The following is a 21870-nucleotide window of genomic DNA, read 5'->3' as shown; positions in this document are numbered from 1 at the left end:
GCTGGCCGGCAGGAACCATCAGATGCGCCACGCTTGATTTCAATCAGGGCCACGCGAAGAGGAACGCCCGAAGATGTCTGCCATGAGCTTCCACGTTGACGAGAGCGAGGACACTGCGCTGCAGGCGGCATTGCTGCGGCAGCCACGGCACGTGCTGTTTCCGCCGGCTGACCAGTTCAGTACCGGCTTTGGCGAAAGCGGGTGGCGCGCCGCCGTGCGCGCCAGCAACGAGCACCTGATCCCGCGTGGTTTGACGCTCGGCTTCCAGGCGGGTCGTGGCGGGCGCGACGTGCCACCGCAGGCGTATCTGGACACCCTGCTGCTGGCGCTGCGCCTGCAGGCCGGCGCGCTGGCTGAAGATCGCGAGGTGGTGGCAATGGTGCTGCAGTTGGGGCTGGCCGAGACGCTGCCGCCACCGCAGCTGGGCCAGCTGCTGGATGCCGTGCCGCAGTACTTGCGCACCGTGGCGCGGCCACAGGTGGAGGTGCGGCTGGACGCGGGCAGCACGCTGGCGCCGGCACAACTGCGTGCGGTGGGCTGCACCCGCCTGAACGTGATCGATCGCGCCGATGCACCCGGGCCGACGCTGCTGGCGCATGCGCGACAGGTGGGCTTTACCGCGCGCTACTACCAGTTGCGGGTGCCCGGCAGCGCGGATACCGGCTTCATCGAACGACTGCATGAGGTGCTGGCCGAAGCGCCCGAGCGCATCCTGCTGCCGGCGCCTTGCGCGCTGCCAGAGCATCCCTCGGCGGCACGATGGCTGCAGAGTTGGCGCCTGCTGCGCGCAGCAGGCTACGAACCGATCGGTGGTGACCACTACCAGCGCGGCGACCTGCCGATCCCGCATGGCCCGGGCGATGGCCAGCGTCATTGTGACCTGGCCGGCGTGCCACGCCGCGACCGCAGCGACTTCATCGGGCTTGGCCTGTCCGCCTGCAGCCAGATCGGCGAGGTGTTCTACCGCCTGGAGGACGAACTGGGCGAATGGAGTGCGCGGCTGCAGGCCGGGCATATGGGCGTGTCTGCCGGATTGATCCTGTCCGAAGACGAGCGACTGGCGGCCGAGGTGGCGCAGAGTATCGCCTGCGATCACGCGCTCGATGCGGCTGCCTTCGAATGGCGCAACGATGAACCGTTCGAAGAATGCTTCGCCGGGCAGCTGCCAGCATTGGCACCGTTGCTGGCGCGCGGCTGGGCGCACTGGGATGCGCGCGTGCTGCGGCTGGCCGAAGAAGGGCGCCTGCTGTGGCGTATGATGGCCGCATGCTTCCGGCCGGCGGCCGCCATCGCTTGAGTCTTGCCCAGATGTCTTCGAATCCGCCTTCGCACGGCCGCCTTGGACAGGCCACCCCGAACCCCGCCGCCGCCGATGACGGCGACGCGCTGCACTTCTGCAGCACCTGCGCGTTTTCCGACGCCTGCATGTCGCAGGGCTACGACAAGACCGCACTGGGCGATCTGCACGTGCTGGTCGACCACGTCGGTCCGTTCCATGCGGGTGACTACATCTTCCGCGCTGGCGAGTCGTTTGATTCGATTGCTGCGGTGCGCGCCGGCATGGTCAAGACCTTCGTCGACGACAGCCAGGGCAACGAGCAGGTGCTGGGCTTCAGCCTGCCGGGCGAAGTGATCGGCCTGAATGCGATCCACGGTTCGCGCTTCCCCTGCAATGCGGTGGCGCTGGATACGGTGCATCTGTGCCGCATCTCGTTCCCAAAGCTGAGCTCGCTGGCCACGCGCATGCCCGGGCTGCAGGCCAAGCTGTTCAGCCTGCTCAGTGCGGAGATCGGCAAGGTCGCCACGCTGGCCGCCAACCACCGTACCGAAGAGCGCATGGCCGCATTCCTGCTGGACATGTCCGAGCGCTACGCGCGGCGCGGTTTTTCTGCCACGCGCTTCAACCTGACGATGGCGCGTACCGAGATCGCCAACTACCTGCGGATGGCGCCGGAAACCGCCAGCCGCGTGCTGCGCCGCCTGAGCGATGATGGGATCATCGCGGTGAAGCAGCGTGAGATCCTGCTGCTGCAGCCCGAGCGCCTGGCCGCGCTGGCGGTGGCCGACGAATCCGATCCGAACTGAACCTGGCCGGGAGCCGACGATGAAGCGAGCTGGACTGTTGTTGCTGGGCCTGCTGGCCACGGTGCCGGCCTGGGCGGCCACGCTGACCGTTTCGGCCGCATCGAGCCTGACCGAGAGCTTCCGCGAACTGGGCAATGCCTATGAGAAGGCACACCCGGGCACCAAGGTTGATTTCAACTTCGCCGCGTCCGGCGTGTTGCTGCAACAGATCAGCCGCGGTGCGCCGGTGGATGTGTTCGCGTCGGCCGACGAAACCACGATGGACCAGGCCCAGCAGCAGGATCTGCTGGCGGCCGGCACCCGCGAGGTGTTTGCAGTGAACGCGCTGTGGGTGGTGGTGCCGCCGCAGGCCAAGGCGGCGCCGCGTACCTTGAAGGACCTGGCCGGTGCCGGTGTGCAGCGCATCGCACTGGGCAACCCGGACAGCGTGCCGGTCGGCCGCTATGCCAAGGGTGCGCTGGAAGTGGCGGGCCTGTGGTCGTCGGTGCAGGGCAAGACCATCACCACGCAGAACGTGCGTCAGTCCCTGGATTACGTGGCGCGCGGTGAAGTGGATGCCGGCTTCGTCTATGCCACCGATGCGCAGGCGATGCCCGACCGGGTGCGCCGTGCGTTCGCGGTGCCGGTGTCCGGGCGCATTGCGTATCCGCTGGCGGTGACCAGGGCCAGTACGCAGCCGGCAGAGGCACGGCGCTTCGCTACCTTCGTGCGTTCGGCACAGGGCCAGGCGATTCTGGCCAAGCATGGGTTCGGCAAGCCCTGAGGCATGGATCTGGACTGGACCGCGCTGGGGTTGTCGCTGAAGGTGGCCGGCTGGGCCACCGCGATCAATCTGGTGCTGGGCGTGGCGCTGGGCGCGTTGCTGGCCCGCCGTCGCTTCCCCGGGCGCGAGCTGCTGGATTCGCTGCTGACCCTGCCGATGGTGCTGCCACCGACGGTGCTGGGGTACTACCTGCTGGTGTTGATCGGTCGCAATGGTCCGATCGGTGCGTGGCTGCAGTCGTGGTTCGGCATCAACCTGGTGTTCACCTGGCAGGCGGCCGTGATTGCTGCGGCGGTGGCCTCGCTGCCGCTGGTGTTCAAGCCGGCACGCGCGGCGTTCGAGGAAGTGGACGGGCAGCTGGAGCAGGCCGCACGCACGCTGGGTGTGTCCGAAGTGGCGGTGTTTTTCCGCATCACGCTGCCACTGGCGTGGCGCGGCATCCTCGCCGGCCTGCTGCTGGCGTTTGCGCGCGCAATGGGCGAGTTCGGCGCGACGCTGATGGTGGCCGGCAGCATTCCGGGCCGGACGCAGACGTTGTCGATCGCCATCTACGAGGCGGTACAGGCCGGCCAGGACGGCAAGGCCAATGCGCTGGTGATTCTCACCTCGGTGGTCTGCATCGTGATCCTGTTGCTGGCCGCGCGGCTGGTGGGCGGGCGTCGCCGGGAGCTGCGCGATGTGGCTTGACCTGCAGGTGCAGCGTCGCCTGCAGGCGGCCGGCCAGGAGTTCGTGTTGGACGTATCGCTGCAGTGCACGCAGCGGCAGGTGGTGTTGTTCGGGCCCTCGGGCGCGGGCAAGAGCCTGACCTTGAAGGCGGTGGCCGGGCTGCTGCGGCCGGGCCAGGGGCATGTGCGCGTGCAGGGGCAGACCCTGTTCGATGCGGCCACCGGCGTGGATCTGCCGCCGCAGCGCCGCCGGCTGGGCTATGTGTTCCAGGATTACGCGTTGTTCCCGCATCTGAGCGTGCGCCAGAACGTGGCGTTCGGGCTGGAGAAGGGGTGGTTGAATCCACGGAACCGCCAGCGCTTCGGTGCGGTGGAGCAGTGGTTGCACGCCTTCCGCATCGACACCGTGGGTGATCTGCTGCCCTCGCAGATTTCCGGCGGGCAGCGCCAGCGCACCGCACTGGCGCGGGCGCTGGTGACGCAACCGCAGGCGCTGCTGTTGGATGAACCGTTCTCCGCACTGGATCATGACCTTCGGCAGCATCTGCGCCAGGAGTTGGAGGCGGTGCTGGACAAGACCGGGATCCCGTTGTTGTTGATCAGCCACGACCCGCAGGACGTGGCCATGTTCGGCCAGCAGGTGGCGCGCGTGGTGAACGGCCGCATTGTCGGCAATTGACCCGTGATGGACGCACCGGCGATGGTTGGTCACATCTGATGGTAGTGCCGGCCGCTGGCCGGCAACCACGGAATCCTGAGCAGCCGGCCAGCGGCCGGCTCTACCGGTTCAAGGTCCGTGCGGTCCGGTGGTCATGGATCAGTACAACTCGCAGTGGGTGCGGCCTTCGCCCCGCAGTGTGTCCCAGTATCCTTCACCACCGATGGCATCGATGGCCTCGCGCACCGCGCCTTCCAGGTGGCTCTTGTTGCCGCACAGGTACAGGTGCCCACCGCGGGCCAGGACATCGCGCACTTCGGCGGCACGCTGCTGCAGCACATGCTGCACATAGACCTTTTCGGCGCCATCGCGCGAGAACGCGGTATGCAGGCCGGCCAGCACGCCTCGCGTGTGCCAGTCCTGCAGCTGGTCGCGGTACAGGTAGTCGTGCTGGCGGTGCTTCTCGCCGAACACCAGGTGCACTTCACGTTCGCAGGCGTTGGCCTGCAGTTCCTGCATCAGGCCCATCAACGGTGCGATGCCGGTGCCGGTGCCGACCAGCAGCAGCGGTGCCTGGCCGGTATCGGGCAGGTGGAAGCCGGGGTTGGAACGGCAGTACACCCGGGCGTGGTCGCCGCCGTGCAGCAGGCTGCCGGTGGCGGTGCCGAAGCGCTCGCGGTCGCGCAGGGTGTAGCGCACTTCGCGCACGCACAGGCTCAGCTGGTCGTCGCAAGGGTGAGAGGCGATGGAATAAGCGCGAGGCAGCCGCGGTGACAGCAGCCCGCGCAGCCGGGCCAGAGCAACGCTGTGCGGGGTGGCGTGGTCCTGCAGCACGTCCAGCAGGTCCAGGCCGTGCAGGTAGGCGTCCAGCTCGCGCTTCTGGCTGACCTTCAACAGACCCTTCAGTACCTCGCTACCGCCGAGCCTGGCCAGTTCGCGCAGTACGCCCTTGCTCAGCAGGCGCAGCTCGCGGTCGTGCAGGGCGGCCACGGCGGCGGTGTCGCCATACCAGGCAGCCAATGCCTGCAGCAGGGCGGGATCGTTCTCGGGTACCACGTGCAGGGTGTCACCTGCGCGGTAGGCCATGCCACTGCCGGCAATGTCCAGCTGCAGGTGCCAGGCAGCGGGGTCGCTGCTGTTCAGGCGGCGACGTTCGAGAATGGGGGCGGCAAACGCATTGTCTTCGCCATAGGCGGTGACCTGCAGGCGCAGGCCCTGGCCAGCGTTGAGGTCGCCCTCCAGCACCTGGCCGAGCACCGGCCGCCATTGCTGGAAGAACTGCTCGTAGCCCAGGTCGGCGTCCACCCGATGCAGCAGCGGCTGCGCCTGGCGCTCGCTCAGTGCAGCATCCAGCGCCTTGGTGAAGCCGCAGAAGCTCGGGTAGCCGGTGTCACCGAGGCCGAACACTGCATAGCGCAGCCCAGCCAGCGTCGGGGTCTGGCGCAGTGTTTCGAAGAACTGTTCGCCATTGGCCGGCGGTTCGCCATCGCCGAACGAGCTGGAAATCGCCAGCAGCACGTCGCCGTGACCGAGACTGGCCACCTCGATGTCGTTGAAAGGGAGCACCTGCGGCGCGTGCGGCTGCAGGTCCGCGCCCAGGCGCTGGGCCAGGGCGCGGGCATTGCCCGACTCGGACGCGAAACCCACCAGCAGGCGGCTGAAGGGCGTACTGGTCGGGAGGGCGTTCACGCGGCCTCGTAGAAGTCGTCGAACTTTTCCTTGCTGAACTCGACCAGGTCGTAGTTCTGCATCAGGTCGTTCACCACGCGGCGGATGCTGATGTAGGAGGTGATGTTGCCGTCGGCGTCGAACAGCGGTTGCACGGTGGTGTCGACCACGTAGAGCACGCCGCCCTTGCCGAGGTTGGGTACGATGCCGGTCCAGGTCTTGCCGGCCTTGATGGTGTCCCACATGTCCTTGTAGACCGCCTTGGGCACATCCGGGTGGCGCACGATGCTGTGCGGCTGGCCGATCAGTTCCTCGCGGGCGAAGCCGGTGAGGGTGCAGAACAGGTCGTTGGCATAGGTGATGTTGCCCTGCAGGTCGGTGGTGGAGATCACCATGACGTTCTGCATGGCGTTCAGCAGCTGGGCGTTGTCGGGGGTGTAGCTCATCGCAGGGTCCTTGTGGATGCCGGTAACGCCGGCGTGTTCGGGTCCTGCATAGAGATACGCCCGCACCGCAGCGGGCGGTTTGACATTGGTCAAGCGGGTGGCGCGAAGGGCTGCGACCGGGTGTCGCAGGGAGCTGAGCCCATGCTTGGCTCGCGCGGCAAGCGGGAATGCCAGCTGCCGGGCGTGGGCTCGGCTCTACAGAAACGGCGGGCGCGTCAGCCCATCAGATAGCGCAGCAGTCCGGCCGAGGTGACGCCGATCAGCACCGTCGGCAGCATCGAGAGCCGCGTGGCGGCCAGCAGGGTGATCGCCAGCGCGGCGAGGTCGGCCGGCTTGTCGGCGACGAAGTCCGGGGCGATCACCGAGATCAGCACGCAGCCCGGCGCGGCTTCCATCACCGTCACGGCGCGTTTGCTCAACGTGCGGTTGCGCAGCGCGAGGAAGCCGACGATGCGGGTCAGGTAGGTGGCGGCAGCCATCAGCACGATGGTCAACACCGAGGTCCAGTGGATCAGTCCATTGAAGATCATGCCGGGTCCTCCGCCAGCAGCCAGGCGGCGGCCAGGCCGGCCAATGCGCCGCTGGCCACGTACCACGCGCCCGGGATCAGCAGGTAGGTGGCGGCGGCGACGACCAGGCTGACCAGCCACGGTCTAGCCGCCTTCATGCCCTGCCACATGCCGCGCAGCAGCACCAGGAACACGGCGGGGAAGGCCATGTCGAAGCCGTAGGCGTGGATGTCGCCCAGCATCGGCCCGACGATCGCACCGAGTGCGGTGCAGGCCACCCAGACGGTGTACAGGCCTGCCGATACGCCCAGGTAGTAGGCCAGGCTGAAGCCAAGTGCGCGTCGGCGCGCATCAGCCACGCCCATCGCCCAGCTTTCGTCGCACATGAAGAACAGCGCTGGCAGCACCCGGCGGCGCGGCAGGTGTTGCAGCAGCGGGGCCAGGCTGGCGCCCATCAGCAGGTGGCGGCTGTTGACCAGCGCGGTGATCGCCACGATCAGTGCGATGTGCGGTGGCGAGGTCCACAGTTCGACGGCGGCGAACTCCGAACCGCCAGCGAAGTTGAGGCCGGTCATCAGCGGTACTTCCAGTGCGCTCAGACCCTTCTGGGCCGCCTGCGCGCCGAGCACCAGGGCGAACGGAATGAAGCCGATCATCACCGGTACGGCGGCGCGCAGGCCGCGCAGGAATTCGGCACGCGGCGCGGTATCGCAGGTGTCTGGCAGGGGGAGGGTGGTACGGGCGTCCATGGAACGGCACGACGAGGTGGGGGTGGCCCATGCTAGCGGTCCGATCACGAAATCGGGTTGCGTTGATGCCACTGGATTCTGGATGATTGATATTCCATGCGGCCAGAGTCGACCAGGACGAAATTTCATGCAGTATCAGCTCGACAACCTTGATCGCCGCATCCTCGACGCCCTGCAGCGCGACGGCCGCCTGCAGAACCTGGAGCTGGCCCGTCTGGTCGGGCTGTCGCCGTCGGCCTGCCTGCGCCGGGTGCGGCTGCTGGAGGAGGGCGGTTACATCGACCGCTACGTGGCGCTGTTGAACGAGGCCAAGGTGGGCCGCGGCTTCACCGTGTTCGTGCGGGTGTGGCTGCGCGGGCAGGACGAGGACACCACCAATCACTTCATCAACAGCATCAAGTCTTTCCCGGAAGTGCTGGAATGCCATCTGATGGCCGGTGACTGCGATTTCCTGCTGCGGGTGGCGGTGGCCGACCTTGATGCCTACCGGCAGTTCCAGATGCAGCACCTGAACCGGATCGCCGGCGTGCAGAACACCAAGACCGAGATTCCGATGCAGCGGATCAAGCAGACGACCCAGCTGCCGCTTTGAGGGATGGGGTTTGCGGCCGGGTTGCACCCGGCACCCGCCGGTAGTGCCGGCCGCTGGCCGGCAACCTCAGAAGCAACGGCCGAAGCAACAGCTTGCATTCCGTGGGATGGCGGGGTGGGTCTGGTTGCAGGGGACGCCGTAAACCCTTCCATGGGGGCTTGGCCGCGGCATCCATGCCGCGGACACCCCTGCAACCAGACCCACCCCGCCTTCGACAGTTTCCCGCGATCTGCCGGAACGGCATGAACTGCTCTTGGTGGGTGTCGACCTTGGTCGACACGTTTGGGTCGGCACGGGGCGGATCCCGTCGCTGCGCAACGGGCTCTGACCTCAGGGGCAGATGGTCATGTCTGTTCGATTCATTGATTCCTGATGCGTGACTGGCCCCACGGAGCCTGCCCCGGCGTCAGCCGTGGCGGCGGTCATCGCAATGACATGTGCCCTCGGTACGGTTTGAGCCCGCTTGCGGGTCGCGCGCGGGCCGGGGTTCCGGTTGTGGTGCGCGACCGTTGCAGCTGCTGTCGCTGCCGAGGGTCATGTGTTCTACGTCAGGGGGCTGAATGGACACCATGCGGTCAGAACTTGGAAGGTGGCCATCGCCGCATGGCTGCTACTGTCCTTTGCCGCTGCCGCACAGGACGCGGTTCATGCCTACGACATCCCTGCGCAGCCGCTGGAACAGGCGGTCGAGCGCTTCAGTGTCATCAGTGGGTGGTCGGTGATGTACCCCGGCGACCTTGCTTCGGGCCGCAGCAGCCATGCGCTGCGCGGGAGCCTGGCGCCGCTTGCGGCGCTGGAGTCGCTGCTGCAGGACACCGGGATCGAGGCGGAGGTGATCGGCGAGCAGCGTGTGGTGCTGCGCCGGGGCAAACCCTCGGCCGCGGAACCCGGTATTGGCGCGGGGCTTCCCGAGGCCGAACGTCGGCGTCGCTACGGCGGGTTGCAGCAGCGGCTGCGTGCGGCGTTCTGTGACGACCCGGAGATTGCGCCCGGCCGCTATGCCGCAACGCTGCGCTTCCGCATCGACGGCGCGGGCCAGGTGAGCGAGCCCGAGCTGCTGTCCGGCAGTGGCAGTGATCGCCGCGACGCACGCCTGCTGCAGGCGCTGCACGGCCTGGTGCTGGCGGCCGAGGCCGCCGCGCTGCCACAGCCGGTGACGCTGCAGATCCGTCCTTCCGGCACCGACCACGACTGCGGCCGGCGCGCGCCCCTTCCATGACTTCAAGGATTCGAACATGAGCAACGGTACGGCTGGGGCGGTTGATCTGATGGACCACCTCCTGGGTGCCTACGACGAGCTGAAACGCCGGTTGGTGCGCAAGCTCGGATCGGAAGAGCTGGCCGGCGACGCGCTGCAGGACACGTGGGTGCGCCTGAGTGCGCGCCGTGACCGCCTGGACGCGGTGCAGAACCCTGCGGCCTACCTGCTGCGGATGGCGATGAACACCGTGATCGACCGCCAACGGGCAGACCACCGCCTGCTGAGCCTGGAGGAGGTGGATACGCTGATGGACATGGCCGACCCGGGGCCGGGGCCGGCGCAGGCGGCCGAGCTGGACTTCGCGCTGGAAGACATGGTCGGCCTGCTGCAGCGCATGCCCGAGCGCCGTCGTCGCATCCTGCTGGCAATCCGCGTCGATGGCCTGCAGCAGCGCGACGTGGCCGACCACCTCGGTGTGTCGCTGCGGTTGGTGCAGCGGGAGCTGAAGGCAGCCCAGGACTACCTGGCCGAACGCAGCGGGCAGGGGCGCCAGGTGCGGTTCTGAGCGACGGCATCCGTCTACACTTTGACGCCGAGCAGAACCCCGCAGCGTGCGGGTCCGGCATGAGACCCATGGATCCTGACGACCGCCCGCAACGCCCGCTGGATGCCGTTGAGCGTCAGGCCCATGCGTGGGTGGTGCGGCTGACCTCGGGCGAGGCGACCGCTGCCGATGGGCGCCGGTTCCGTGCATGGTGCGAGTCCGACCCGCGTCATCGTGAAGCGTTTGGCCGTGCGCGCAGGCAGTGGGAGCAGGTGCGGCTGGCCGGCGAGCGACTGCCCGCCGGCGCGCGCGAACCGGTCGCGCCGACGCCGGCCCAGCGCTGGAGCCGGCGCGCCTTCCTGGGCGCTGCGGTGGCAGCGCCAGCCAGTCTGGTGGTGGCGGCGGCGCTCCGCCCGCCGCTGGGATTGTGGCCCTCGGTGACGGCGATGGCGGCCGATTTCCACACCGGCACAGGTGAACGACTACAGATCGCGCCCTTGCCGCAGCTCAAGATCGAACTGGATACGCAGAGCAGCCTGCGTCGCCGCGCGCACGCGCAGGGCGAAGGCTTCGAGCTGGTGCAGGGCCAGGCCTCGATCGAAACCGGCGCTGGCCTTCGCCTGGCGCTGTTCGCGGGCCCGGGTTGCGTGATTACCGATGAAGGTGCGGTGCGCCTGGACGTGCGCAACACCCACGGCCAGGTACGGGTGACCTGCCTGCAGGGTAGCGCCCGTATCGAGCACCCGCAGGGCCGCCTGCAGCTGCAGGCTGGCCAGCAGACCCGGTTCGACGAGCGCCTCAGTGGCGTCGTGGCCGAGGCCGTAGCTTCGGAAGTGAGTGCCTGGACCGAAGGCATGCTTGTGTTCCGCCGCGCACCGCTGGGCGAGGTGGTGGACGAGATCAACCGTTACCGGCGGGGCAAGGTACTGCTGGGTGAATCGGCATTGGCGCGCGCGCCGGTCAGTGGCCGCTTCCGCATCGATGATCCGGACGCGGCGCTGGAGCAGCTGCGACTGACGATGTCGCTGGATCTGCGTCGCTTTCCGGGTGGCATCGCCGTCCTTGGATAGATGAAGGCGCTGGCCGTGCGCGCCGCGCAGGGCTGTTGCAAGCGAGGAGAAGCCAAGGATGCGCAACGAGACCATCGGTGTGCTCGATCTGCGTCGCAATCTGTCTGCATTGCTGGAAACCACCCAGCGAAGGCCCTTGATGGTGCATCGCTATGGTTCGCCCTGGGTGTGCGTGGTGTCTGACGCGCAGTGGCAGCAGCAGGCGGTGCTGCTGGACTTCAATCCGCAGTCACACCCATTGGCGATGCTGCTGCGGCTGCAGCAGCAGGAGATGCCCTTGGTCGAATCCGGGGCGCTGCCGCCTGCGGCGCTTGCACGCGCACTGCTGTTGGCGGACATCCATGGCATCGACGATCTCACGCAGCTGCATGAGCAGGTGCTGCATCATCGGCTCTGGCACTGGTTCGTGGCGGGCGCCCATGGGGTGATGGACGGGTGGCAGCTGCCCGCACTGCGCGTCGCGCTGGCGTCATGGTGCGATGACGTGGACATGACCGATGCACTGGTCGCATTCGCTGCACGCAGCGACGTGGCGGTACTGGCCCGCCGTTGTGGGGGTGACGCACCGCGGCTGCAGCGCGAAGCCTGCAGGCGGATGACGCTGCGATGACGTTGCCGATGAAGCGCCACCCCGTGCACAGAGTTGCATTCGCGGTGTCGCTTCACCTGCCTTGCTGACGTCTTCTCCAGAGTACGACGCACCACGCGTCGCGGAGCACGGGCGGCGCAGATGGAAGACAGTCGCAGGATCAGCATGCTGGAGCTGGATCGCCACCTGAGCCAGTCACTGGAACAGGCACGGCACACGCCACTGAACGTGCAGCGCTACGGGCGCTCGTGGGTCTGGGTGCTGTCCAGTGACGCCTGGGTGGATGCGGCACGCTGGGCGGCACTGGACAGCAGTGCGCATCCACTGGCGGCACTTCGAAAGGCCCTCGACCTGCGGCTGTGGCCCTGGCCCGACGCGGCCATGAGCGCGCTGCCGCTTGGCGCAGCCGATGCGCGGCTGCTGCAACGTGCGGCGCTGCTGGTGGTCGTGCGTGATCTCAACAGTGCACAGCGTGTGTACGACGACCTGCGCTACCACCAGGCCTACCGGATGTTCATTGGCCTCGACCACGGCACCGCGTGGTCGCCGACGCAGTGTGTGCGCCTGTTGCAGGCGTGCGTGCATCCGTTGCTGCGCGGGTGCATCGACGAAACACTGGCCAGCGTGCCGCCTCACCTGTTCGAGGCGGCACGCGCGCCGGCTGCACGAGCGGCCGCACAGGCAACCGCGCAGCGAATCGCAGGCGGATGTTTATCGTACTGACACATGCACCGCTGACCATGGTGCAGCGGTCTCTTCCAGGATGACGAGGGCGGAACAATGGCAAGGCAGGCAGGTGGTCGCAGGGCTCGGCAGCAGGGCTTCAGCCTGATCGAGATCATGGTGGTGGTGGTGATCATCGGCATCCTTGCCGCGCTGATCGTGCCGCGGTTGATGGACCGTCCGGACCAGGCGCGTGTGGTGGCGGCGCGCCAGGACATCGCGGCGCTGATGCAGGCGCTGAAGTTGTTCAAGCTGGACAATGGGCGCTATCCCAGTGCCGAACAGGGCCTGCAGGCGCTGGTGAAGCCGCCGCAGGGCAGCGGTGCGTTGCCGGTGACGCCGTATCTGGATCGCCTGCCGAATGATCCGTGGGGCCATCCGTACCAGTACCAGGTTCCAGGCACTCATGGCGACATCGATGTGTTCTCGCTGGGTGCGGACAGCAAGCCCGGTGGCGACGCCGGGAACGCAGACATCGGCTCCTGGCAGCTGTGAGGCGTGCTGATGGCAGCCCGGACGCGTTCGATTTCATGCATCCACCAGCGTGGCGTGGCGGTGATCGTCGCCTTGCTGGTGGTGGCATTGGTGGCCGTGATTGCCACTGCGCTGTTGACCCGGCAGTCGGCGCAGCTGCGCGCGCTGCGCGGCGACCAGTTGCGCGCACAGGTACGCATGGCGGTGGATGCGACGCTGGAGCGTGCGGCGCAGCAGCTGCGTGAGGATGTCAAGGAACAGCTGACCACGGTGCGCAGCGGGCGCTGGGCGCGCCCGTTGGAACTGCAGGCGCCATTGCCGGTGCAGCTGCAACTGGTCGATGCGCAGTCGATGTTCAACCTGCGCAACTTGCTGGCACAGGGCAGGCCGGACCCCGAGGCGCGGGGCGCGTTCGTCGCGTTGTGCGCCGGGCAGGGGCTGGGCCAGGGCACCTGCGCATCCGCGGTGGACCACATCCAGGCGCGCCTGCGCGACGGCGATGTGCAGGCGCAGGCACCGCTGCCGCGCGAATCACTGATCGAACAGGCGCTGGTCGGCGCTGACCCGGTGGCGTTGCAGGCGTTGGTGCGGCGCACAGTGGTGTTGCCGGCGCAGACCCTGGTCAACGCCAACACCTGCGACCTGAGCGTCCTGCAGGCGGTCGCGCCTGCGGTGGAACCGGCAAGGCTGCAGGCGCTGCTCGCTGAGCGCGACGCCGGCCACTGGCTGCTCAACCGCGGTGACATCGCCAACCGACTCCAACTGAGCAACGAACAGATGGCCGTGCTTCCGCTGGGTATCCATAGCGAGTGGTTCCTGGCCGTGGGCCGGGTGCAGGCTGACGGCAGCGCGGTTGATTTTCGCGCGCTGCTCTGGCGCGAGTACCGCGACGACGGGGTACGTGTACAACGGGTGTGGACGAGGATCGGCGCATGACGGTGCAGCTTCGGGTGCGCCTGCCGCCGTTGGCGCACCTGCGCGCCGACAGCGCGGTGGACTGGGCGCAGCTGCACAAGGACGAGGTAGTGGCACACGGCCGCGACACGCTGGCCGCGCTGGGTCTGCGGCATCCGCGGGCCACAGTGCATGCCTGCCTTGATCCGAACGACCTGATCCTGCTGGAACTGCAGCTGCCGCCGCTGTCCGGGCGCCGCCTGCAGGCGGCGTTGCAGGGCGAGGTGGAGGCCATGCTGCTGGATGACCTGCAGGAGGTGGCGCTGGCCCACGGTGCGCAGGCGGCAGACGGTACGGTTCCGGTGGCCTGGCTCGGCCAGCAGGCCATCGCGCAGGCGCAGCAGCTGCTGGCCTCGTGTGCGCTGCAGCTGCAGGCGTTGTATCCGACGCCACTGCTGCTGCCCTGGCAGCGCGGCCACGCCACGCTGCAGGTCAGCGGCGAGCATCTGCTGGTGCGCAGCGGGCGCGATCGGGGACTTGTTCAATGGTATGGCGGACGTGACGCGTCTGCGGTGATGCAGGCGTTGGCCACCCGCCTGCAACAGGCCGGCGTGCGGGCCGTGCAATGGATCGACAGCGTACCGCCGGCGTGGCCGGACAGCCTGCCGGGCACCGCAGTCGCGCATGAACGGCAGGCCTGTGGCCCTTTGCCGGGGTGGTCATTGCCGCTGCCCGGCGCAGGCCGTCAAGCGCCGCGACTGGCGATCGGCCTGGCACTGGCGGCGGTGCTGCTGGCTGCACTTGGCCTGCAGTGGCAGGTCTCGCGTTGGCGGATCGAGGGTGAGGCGCTGCAGCAGGACATGGCACGGCAGTTCAGCGCACGCTTTCCGGAGATCACCGACGTGGTGGACCCGGTGTTGCAGGCAAGGCGAGCGCTGGCGGTTCCGCCGCCAGCGCCACCGTTGCCGGCGCTGCAGCGTCAGGTCGCCAGCACGCTGCATGCGGTTCCGGAGCTGGCGGGTCAGGTGCACAGCCTGCAATACCAACCCGGGCAGGTGTACCTGGAGCTGGACGCCGATGCCCAGGCATTGGCCGACGATCCACAGCGGCTTGAGCGCTGGCAGCAAGCGATGCAGGCGCAGGGGCTGCAGCTGGCGCGCGATGCCGGTGGACGCCTGCGGGTGAGCGGAGCGGGACAGTGACGACCCGAACCCTGCGGCTGGGCCAGGGGCTGGTGGGCCTGCAGCAGCGCTGGCAACGCCTGCCACCGCGCGACCGGCTGATGCTGTGGGTGATGGTGGTGGCGCTGCTGGTGGCGGGCCTGTGGTCGTTATGGCTGGAGCCCCTGCTGAAGCAGCGCACGCACTGGCAGGCCGAACTGCCACGGCTGCAGGCGCAGTCCCGCGCACTGGCGCCGCTGCTGCGCGCGCGTGAGCGCCAGCAGCTGGCGCAGGGCCAGCATCCGACCCTGGCCGGGCTGCGTGACCAGATCAAGGCTGCCGGTCTGGCCGACGCCCTGCATATCGAAGCGCGCGACGGGCGCTGGCACCTGCAGGTACGGGCCGTACCCGCCGATGCGCTATGGAACTGGCTGCTGCCGCTGCTGGCCTACCCGGCCATCGAGTTGCAGCAGCTGCAATTGACACGCACAGGGGATGCGAACATGCCGGCGGCACGGATTTCAGGACACATCGTGATGGTGGCAACTGCGGGTGCCCATCCATGAGGGCGATGCGCAGCCTTGCCTGCAGTGCCGCATTGGCACTGATCGTGTGCATGGGCCACGCGCCGGCACCCGTGCTGGCGCAGGACACCCGCGATGAGCCGGTGCAATTGAACCTGGTCGACACCGACATCGGCGGCGTGCTGCGCATGGCGGCGCGCTTCACCGGGCGCCAGTTCCTGGTCGACCCACGCGTGACCGGCAAGATGACGGTGGTTTCCGATGGCCCGGTCAGCCGTACCCAGGCCTACCAGTTGCTGCTGGGCGCATTGCGCATGCGTGGCTTCGCCGTGGTCGAGAACGGCGGCGTCAGCCGGGTGGTGCCGCAGGCCGATGCCAAGTTGCTCGGTGGACGGGTGGGCAGCGGTGGTGCAGGGGGCGAGATCGCCACGCGCACCTTTGCGCTGCGCTATGAGAATGCGGCGGCGCTGGTGGCTGTGCTGCGGCCGATGATCAGCCCGGACAACCCGATCACCGCCAATCCAGGCAACAACACCCTGGTGATCACCGACTACGCCGACAACCTGGATCGCATCGCGCGGGTGATCGCCAGCGTCGACACGCCCGCCGGCATGGACACCGATGTGGTGAAGCTGCAGCAGGGCATTGCGGTGGATGTGGCGGCAATGGTCGCACCGCTGCTGGATGCGCAGGGTGCCGAGCCGGGCCAGAAGGTGGTGGTGATGGCCGACCCGCGCAGCAACAGCGTGCTGCTGCGTTCCAGCAGCCCGGGCCGCACCCGCCTGGCGCGGCAGCTGGTGGAAAAGCTGGACCGTGCCCAGGACGAGTCCGGCAACCTGCATGTGGTCTACCTGCGCAACGCCCAGGCCAACCAGCTGGCCGGTGTGCTGCGTGGCGTGGTAGCCGGACAGAGCGATGCACCGGCGATGGGCAGCAACCAAGGAATCACCCCGCTGCCGGGTGACGCCAACCGTCCCACGCCCACCCAGACGTCGCAGCCGCAGCAGGCCAAGCCCGGGGGCAATGCGCTGGAATCGCAGCGGCTGGACCCGAGCCGGGGCGACCCGATCGATGCAGGAAGCACCGGCTTCAGCCAGAACGGCATTTCGGTACAGGCGGACGTGGCCACCAACACCCTGCTGATTTCGGCGCCGGAGCCGGTGTACCGCAACCTTCGGCGGGTGATCGACCAGCTCGACCAGCGCCGTGCGCAGGTGCTGGTGGAAAGCCTGATCGTGGAGGTCAACCAGACCGACGCGGCCGAGCTGGGCGTGCAGTGGATGCTGGGCAATGGCCGTACGTTTGGCGGCACCCATTTCGGGGGCGCTACCGGCGGTAGCGGGCTCAATACCGGTGCGCGTACCACGCTGGACGTGCTGCCCAAGGATGGCCTGAAGATCGGCGTGATCGACGGCACCATCAACCTGCCCGGTGTCGGCCAGATCCTCAACATGAAGGCGCTGGCCACTGCGCTGCAGAGCAAGGGCGGCGCCAACATCCTGTCGACGCCGAACCTGATGACGCTGGACAACGAGGCAGCCAGCATCATGGTCGGCCAGACCGTGCCGTTCGTCAGTGGCCGCTACGTGACCGACGGTGGCGGCGGCAGCAACAACCCCTTCCAGACCATCGTGCGCGAAGACGTGGGCCTGAAGCTGCGGGTGCGCCCACAGATTTCCGAGGGCGGTACGGTGAAGCTGGACATCTACCAGGAAGTCAGCAGCATCGACGCGCAGAGCGCGAACAGCACGGCCGGCATCACCACCAACAAGCGCGCACTCGATACCAGCGTGCTGCTGGACGATGGCCAGATCATGGTGCTCGGTGGCCTGCTGGAAGACAGCGTCAGCCACGGCCGTGATGCGGTGCCGGGGCTGGGGAAGATCCCGGTGCTGGGTGCCTTGTTCCGCAGCGACACGCGCAAGCGCGCCAAGACCAACCTGATGGTGTTCCTGCGTCCGCACGTGGTACGCGACCCGGCCGCAGGACAGCGCCTGACCCGCGACCGCTACGACTACATGCGCAATGCGCAGGCCGGCGCGCAGCCCGTACAGAGCTGGGCCTTGCCCGCGCTGTCGGCGCCGCAGCTCCCACCGCAGGACCTGACGGTACTCGGCCAGGGCAATGCGCGCGATGGCCACGGCCAGCCGTTGCAGAACACCAGCCTGGCAGCGTTGTATCCGGCCGGTGACGGCGATGCGCAGCTGGTGCAGTTCGCACAGGGGCTGGAGCCGAGCCGTGCCAGCCAGGGCGTGGCGCAGGTGCGGGCGCTGGGCCTGCAGGCCTACGCCGAGGCGACGCCGGGCGAGAGTGGGCAACGCCTGCGCGTGCGTCTGCCGCGTGATCCGGCCACGTTGGATCCGGCACTGCAGCAGTTGCGCGGGCTGGGCTACACGCCGGAACTGGTGATCGGGCCGTGAGCGCCGTTGTGCCGCTGCCGTACGCGTGGGTGCGCAGCCACGGCGTGATGCTGACCGAAGCCGGTGGCGAGCCGGTGCTGCTGGGAACGGACGATACCGCAGCGTGGGCCGTGGCCGAGCTGCGCCGCCGGCATGGCCCGCTTCCGTTTCAGGCCCTGGATGCGGCGACCTGGCAGCAGCGGTTGGGTGAGCAGTACCGTGACGGCGGTGATGCCGCCGCCGTGGTCGGTGCCGCCGAAAGCGAAGTCGATCTGGACCGGCTGATGCAGGACATGCCGGAGGTCACCGACCTGCTGGATGCGCAGGACGATGCACCGGTGATCCGCATGATCAATGCGCTGCTGGCACAGGCCGCGCGCGATGGCGCCAGCGATCTGCATATCGAGCCATTCGAGACCCATTCAGTAGTGCGCTACCGGGTGGACGGCACCCTGCGCGACATGGTGCAGCCACGGCGCGCATTGCACGCGGCGCTGGTGTCGCGCATCAAGATCATGGCCCACCTGGACATCGCCGAGAAGCGGTTGCCGCAGGACGGGCGCATCGCGATCCGCGTGGGCGGGCGGCCGCTGGACATCCGTGTTTCCACTGTACCGACCGGGCATGGCGAGCGCGCCGTGCTGCGATTGCTGGAAAAGGATGCCGGCCGCCTGCAGCTGCAGCGCCTGGGCATGGCCGATGACACCTTGGCCACGTTCACCGGATTGATCCGCCAGCCGCATGGGATCGTGCTGGTGACCGGGCCGACCGGCAGCGGCAAGACCACCTCGCTGTACGCCGCGCTGGGCCAGCTCGACAGCAGCACCAGCAATATCCTCACCGTGGAAGATCCGGTGGAGTACGACTTTGCCGGCATCGGCCAGATCCAGGTCAATGCGCGCATCGGCATGAGCTTCGGCACCGCGCTGCGCGCGATCCTGCGCCAGGATCCGGACACCATCATGATCGGCGAGATCCGTGACCTGGAGACCGCACAGATCGCGGTGCAGTCGTCGCTGACCGGGCACGGTGTGCTGGCTTCGCTGCACACCAACGATGCGGTCTCGGCGGTGACCCGCCTGGCCGACATGGGCGTGGAACCGTTCCTGCTGGCCTCGTCGCTGCGCGGTGTGCTGGCGCAGCGGCTGGTGCGGCGGCTGTGCACGCAGTGCCGGCGTGCCGAGCTGGATGGCGAAGGCCGGACCGTATGGCGCGCAGTGGGCTGCACGGCCTGTGCCAACAGTGGCTATCGCGGACGCACGGGCATCCATGAGCTGTTCGTGGTGGACGACCGGGTACGCGCACTGATCCATGAAGGGCAGGGTGAGCCTGCGCTACGCGAGGCGGCGCGGCGGGCCGGCATGCGGACCCTTCGGCAGGACGGCCAGCGCTGGGTCGACAGCGGGGTGACCACGCTGGAAGAGATCCTGCGCGTCACCGGCGACGATTGAGGCCTGCATGGCACTGTTCGACTACCAGGCTGCCAACGCGCAGGGCCGCATCGAGAAGGGTCAATTGGACGCCGACAGCCCGCGCGGTGCTCGCCAGCTGCTGCGTGGGCGCGGTCTGACACCCGTGCAGGTCAGCGCGGCACGGAGTGCAGGCACTGGCTGGGGCGCTCGCCGCCTGTCGGCCAGCGAGCTGGCCTGGGCCACGCGCCAGCTGGCCAGCCTGCTGGCGGCCAGCCTGCCGTTGGAAGCTGCATTGAGTGCGGTGATCGAACAGGCCGAGCGCCCGCACGTGGCCCAGGCACTCACCGCTGTGCGCGCCGACGTGCGCGCCGGCCAGCGCCTGACCGTGGCACTGGCCGCGCGGCCACGCGATTTCCCGCCGATCTATCGGGCGCTGGTGGGTGCAGGTGAGGATTCCGGCGATCTGGCGCGGGTGATGGAGCGTCTGGCCGACTACATCGAGGAACGCAATGCGCTGCAGGCCAAGGTACTGACCGCCTTCATCTACCCGGCGGCGATCAGCCTGGTATCGGTGGCGATCGTGATCTTCCTGCTCAGCTACGTGGTGCCGCAGGTGGTGACCGCATTCGTGCAGGCGCGGCAGACGCTGCCGATGCTGACCCAGGTGATGCTGGCCGCCAGCGCGTTCGTGCGCAGCTGGGGTATGTGGGTGGGGCTCGGCATCGCTGCGCTGGTGGTGGCATGGCGGTTGGCGTTGCGCCGGCCGGAACTGCGCCTGCGCTGGGACGCGATGCTGCTGCGGCTGCCGATGGTCGGGCGTTTCGTGCTGGGCGTGAACAGTGCGCGCTTCGCCTCGACACTGGCGATCCTGCTGGATGCCGGCGTGCCATTGCTGCGCGCATTGGAAGCGGCGCGGCAGACCCTGGGCAACGCGTTGCTGGCGCGCTGTGCCGATGATGTGGCTGCACGCGTACGCGAAGGTGCGGCACTGGGTGCTGCGTTGAAGGTGCAGAAGGTCTATCCGCCGATCCTGGTGCACCTGGTGGCCAGCGGCGAGAAGACTGGTTCGCTGGCGACACTGCTGGACCGCGCCGCACAGACCATCTCGCGCGAGATCGAGCGCCGCGCGATGGCACTGACTGCATTGCTGGAGCCGACCATGATCCTGGTGATGGGCGGCGTGGTGCTGACGATCGTGCTGGCCGTGCTGATGCCCATCATGGAAATGAATCAGCTGGTGCAGTAGATCCACGCCATGCGTGGATGGATCAACCGACGCGCGCATGGGCGGCACATCCACGCATGGCGTGGATCTACTGGTGCCTGGATTTCTCCACACAATCCTCCACACCTTTTTCCGATCTTCCACAGGTTTCTTAAGCGGCCTGTCATCGGCGCGGACCAGCATGGACCCGTCGCCGCAGAGTGGGCTGGGAGGCCCTCGGCGGCAGCAGGCGTGTAGTGACCGTTCCTCCCTTGGCGTTTCCCTTCGCAGTAAACCCTTCAGGAGAAGATCATGACCAAGTACAAGACCCTGGCCGCGCTGGTTGCCACCGCGCTGCTCGCTACCGTGGGCGCCGCCTCGGCGCAGACCGTTACCGGCGGCGGTGCCTCGCTGCCGGCCGACCTCTACAAGGGTTCGGCCGACAGCATCCTGCCGGCGAACTTCACCTACGCCGTGACCGGTTCGGGTACCGGCAAGAAGGCCTTCCTGGAAAACAACTCGGCGCTGTTCTCGACCACCGGCACCGTGCATTTCGCCGGCAGCGATTCGGTGCTGAGCAGCACCGAGCTGAGCAACTACACCACCAACTTCAACCAGCCGACCAACGCCAACCGCTACGGCGCGCTGATCCAGGTGCCGTCGGTGGCCACCTCGGTCACCATCCCGTTCAACAAAGCCGGTTCGGCGGTGGACCTGAGCGTGGCGCAGATCTGCGGCGTGTTCTCGGGTGCGATCAGCGACTGGTCGACCATCGATGCCAACCGCAGTGGCCCGATCCAGGTGGTGTACCGCGCGGAAAGCAGCGGTACCAGCGAAATGTTCAGCCGCTTCCTGACCGCGGCCTGTGCCGCTGAGAACGCTGAAACCTCGAAGCTGGTGGGCGGCAAGTTCGCCATCAAGTCGACCTTCGCCGACCTGTACAAGCGCGATGCCAACGGCAACCTGCCGGCGTTCCTGGTGGCCGCCCCGGCCACCGGTGGCACCTCGCTGTACAACACGGTCTACGCTGCTGAAGGCCGTATCGGCTACGTCGGCCCGGACGTGATCCCGAGCCTGACCGATGCGACCAAGGTCGCCAAGGTCAAGGGCTTCTCGCCGGACCAGGTGAGCGTGCAGGCCACCCTGGACACCGTCGCTCCGCCGACCGGCACCGATGCTGAGAACCCCGCCAACTGGGTGCCGGTGTTCGGCAACCCGTCGGCTGGCTATCCGATCGCCGGCTACACCAACCTGGTGATCGGCCAGTGCTACAAGGATTCGAGCGTTGCCACCAGCCTGCGCGGCTTCCTGGCCCGCCACTATCCGGCCACCTACACCGTCACGTATGAGAAGTCGATCACCGACCACGGCTTCATTCCGCTTACCAAGGCCTGGCGCGATGCGATCCGCAACCGCTTCGTGCTGGCCAGCAGCACTGCCGGCCTGAACAACCCCAGCACCTGCGCCGGCATCGGTCGTCCGCTGTAATCCGCAGCACCGGTTGAATCCTGCTTGACGCGACGCCGGCCTCTGGGCCGGC

General features: G+C 68.0%; 23 protein-coding genes. 19 read left to right on the top strand and 4 right to left on the bottom strand.

Annotation, left to right across the window (positions count from 1 at the left end):
- Positions 1-82: 82 nt before the first annotated feature.
- The 5 genes from PEM_RS09560 to PEM_RS09540 are packed head-to-tail and all read left to right on the top strand — an operon-like array spanning position 83 to position 4193.
- Positions 83-1297, top strand: coding sequence for a coproporphyrinogen III oxidase (locus PEM_RS09560; RefSeq protein ID WP_065177654.1), 1215 nt, complete (start codon positions 83-85; stop codon positions 1295-1297).
- Positions 1298-1308: 11 nt separating this feature from the next.
- Entirely contained in the window at positions 1309-2085 is a 777-nt protein-coding gene (locus tag PEM_RS09555; protein WP_005416832.1) for a helix-turn-helix domain-containing protein, read from the top strand.
- 19 nt (positions 2086-2104) lie between these two features.
- Positions 2105-2848 carry a molybdate ABC transporter substrate-binding protein gene (gene modA, locus PEM_RS09550; protein WP_111128609.1) on the top strand — a complete coding sequence of 248 codons (744 nt, stop codon included), beginning with the start codon at positions 2105-2107 and terminating at the stop codon, positions 2846-2848.
- Positions 2849-2851: 3 nt separating this feature from the next.
- Positions 2852-3535 carry a molybdate ABC transporter permease subunit gene (gene modB, locus PEM_RS09545; protein WP_065177657.1) on the top strand — a complete coding sequence of 228 codons (684 nt, stop codon included), beginning with the start codon at positions 2852-2854 and terminating at the stop codon, positions 3533-3535.
- Entirely contained in the window at positions 3525-4193 is a 669-nt protein-coding gene (locus tag PEM_RS09540; protein WP_111128607.1) for an ATP-binding cassette domain-containing protein, read from the top strand. Before modB ends, PEM_RS09540 begins: the two co-directional genes overlap by 11 nt.
- Before the next feature lie 138 nt (positions 4194-4331).
- On the opposite strand, the gene PEM_RS09535 is transcribed toward PEM_RS09540, so the two are convergent.
- From PEM_RS09535 to PEM_RS09520, 4 genes are all read right to left on the bottom strand, one after another.
- On the bottom strand, positions 4332-5861 hold the full coding sequence (locus PEM_RS09535; protein WP_111128605.1) for a sulfite reductase flavoprotein subunit alpha: 1530 nt from the start codon (positions 5859-5861) through the stop codon (positions 4332-4334).
- The gene (locus PEM_RS09530; protein ID WP_005409905.1) at positions 5858-6286 is read right to left on the bottom strand and encodes a PAS sensor domain-containing protein; all 429 of its coding nucleotides are present in this window, start codon (positions 6284-6286) and stop codon (positions 5858-5860) included. Before PEM_RS09530 ends, PEM_RS09535 begins: the two co-directional genes overlap by 4 nt.
- Before the next feature lie 215 nt (positions 6287-6501).
- Positions 6502-6816 (bottom strand): AzlD family protein, encoded by a 315-nt coding sequence (locus tag PEM_RS09525; protein ID WP_065177661.1) that lies wholly within the window; start codon positions 6814-6816, stop codon positions 6502-6504.
- The gene (locus PEM_RS09520; RefSeq protein ID WP_005416820.1) at positions 6813-7544 is read right to left on the bottom strand and encodes an AzlC family ABC transporter permease; all 732 of its coding nucleotides are present in this window, start codon (positions 7542-7544) and stop codon (positions 6813-6815) included. Before PEM_RS09520 ends, PEM_RS09525 begins: the two co-directional genes overlap by 4 nt.
- A 127-nt stretch (positions 7545-7671) precedes the next feature.
- Here PEM_RS09520 and PEM_RS09515 point away from each other — a divergent pair, with 127 nt between their 5' ends.
- The 14 genes from PEM_RS09515 to PEM_RS09450 all read left to right on the top strand — a co-directional run bounded on the left by PEM_RS09515 (position 7672) and on the right by PEM_RS09450 (position 21818).
- Complete coding sequence (locus tag PEM_RS09515) at positions 7672-8136, top strand: Lrp/AsnC family transcriptional regulator (protein ID WP_005413654.1); 465 nt, start codon at positions 7672-7674, stop codon at positions 8134-8136.
- Positions 8137-8674: 538 nt separating this feature from the next.
- Complete coding sequence (locus tag PEM_RS09510; protein WP_111128603.1) at positions 8675-9355, top strand: STN domain-containing protein; 681 nt, start codon at positions 8675-8677, stop codon at positions 9353-9355.
- A 16-nt stretch (positions 9356-9371) separates the two neighbouring features.
- The gene (locus PEM_RS09505) at positions 9372-9902 is read left to right on the top strand and encodes a sigma-70 family RNA polymerase sigma factor (RefSeq protein ID WP_065177664.1); all 531 of its coding nucleotides are present in this window, start codon (positions 9372-9374) and stop codon (positions 9900-9902) included.
- A 68-nt stretch (positions 9903-9970) separates the two neighbouring features.
- On the top strand, positions 9971-10951 hold the full coding sequence (locus PEM_RS09500; protein ID WP_065185681.1) for a DUF4880 domain-containing protein: 981 nt from the start codon (positions 9971-9973) through the stop codon (positions 10949-10951).
- 58 nt (positions 10952-11009) lie between these two features.
- Positions 11010-11561, top strand: coding sequence for a hypothetical protein (locus PEM_RS09495; protein ID WP_005416804.1), 552 nt, complete (start codon positions 11010-11012; stop codon positions 11559-11561).
- A gap of 144 nt (positions 11562-11705) precedes the next feature.
- The gene (locus PEM_RS09490; protein ID WP_240431614.1) at positions 11706-12263 is read left to right on the top strand and encodes a hypothetical protein; all 558 of its coding nucleotides are present in this window, start codon (positions 11706-11708) and stop codon (positions 12261-12263) included.
- A gap of 57 nt (positions 12264-12320) precedes the next feature.
- Positions 12321-12758, top strand: a complete 438-nt coding sequence (gene gspG, locus PEM_RS09485; RefSeq protein WP_005416799.1) for a type II secretion system major pseudopilin GspG — start codon at positions 12321-12323, stop codon at positions 12756-12758.
- A gap of 9 nt (positions 12759-12767) precedes the next feature.
- Positions 12768-13673: a type II secretion system minor pseudopilin GspK gene (gene gspK / locus PEM_RS09480; RefSeq protein ID WP_032954238.1), complete on the top strand. Its 906-nt coding sequence runs from the start codon at positions 12768-12770 to the stop codon at positions 13671-13673.
- Positions 13670-14833 (top strand): type II secretion system protein GspL, encoded by a 1164-nt coding sequence (gene gspL / locus PEM_RS09475; RefSeq protein WP_111128599.1) that lies wholly within the window; start codon positions 13670-13672, stop codon positions 14831-14833. The genes gspK and gspL overlap by 4 nt, the downstream gene beginning before the upstream one ends.
- Positions 14830-15357, top strand: coding sequence for a type II secretion system protein GspM (gene gspM / locus PEM_RS09470; RefSeq protein ID WP_111128597.1), 528 nt, complete (start codon positions 14830-14832; stop codon positions 15355-15357). Before gspL ends, gspM begins: the two co-directional genes overlap by 4 nt.
- Positions 15354-17735, top strand: coding sequence for a type II secretion system secretin GspD (gspD, locus tag PEM_RS09465; RefSeq protein ID WP_111128596.1), 2382 nt, complete (start codon positions 15354-15356; stop codon positions 17733-17735). Before gspM ends, gspD begins: the two co-directional genes overlap by 4 nt.
- Complete coding sequence (gspE, locus tag PEM_RS09460) at positions 17732-19165, top strand: type II secretion system ATPase GspE (protein ID WP_053499838.1); 1434 nt, start codon at positions 17732-17734, stop codon at positions 19163-19165. Before gspD ends, gspE begins: the two co-directional genes overlap by 4 nt.
- A 7-nt stretch (positions 19166-19172) precedes the next feature.
- Positions 19173-20372 carry a type II secretion system inner membrane protein GspF gene (gene gspF / locus PEM_RS09455; protein WP_111128594.1) on the top strand — a complete coding sequence of 400 codons (1200 nt, stop codon included), beginning with the start codon at positions 19173-19175 and terminating at the stop codon, positions 20370-20372.
- 270 nt (positions 20373-20642) lie between these two features.
- On the top strand, positions 20643-21818 hold the full coding sequence (locus tag PEM_RS09450; protein ID WP_053499834.1) for a substrate-binding domain-containing protein: 1176 nt from the start codon (positions 20643-20645) through the stop codon (positions 21816-21818).
- The last annotated feature ends 52 nt before the right edge of the window (positions 21819-21870 follow it).

This window comes from Stenotrophomonas sp. Pemsol, from assembly GCF_003586545.1.
Lineage (GTDB): Bacteria > Pseudomonadota > Gammaproteobacteria > Xanthomonadales > Xanthomonadaceae > Stenotrophomonas > Stenotrophomonas sepilia.
The sequence above is the reverse complement of the archived record's forward strand: the minus strand, read 5'-3'. Positions and strand labels throughout refer to the sequence as shown.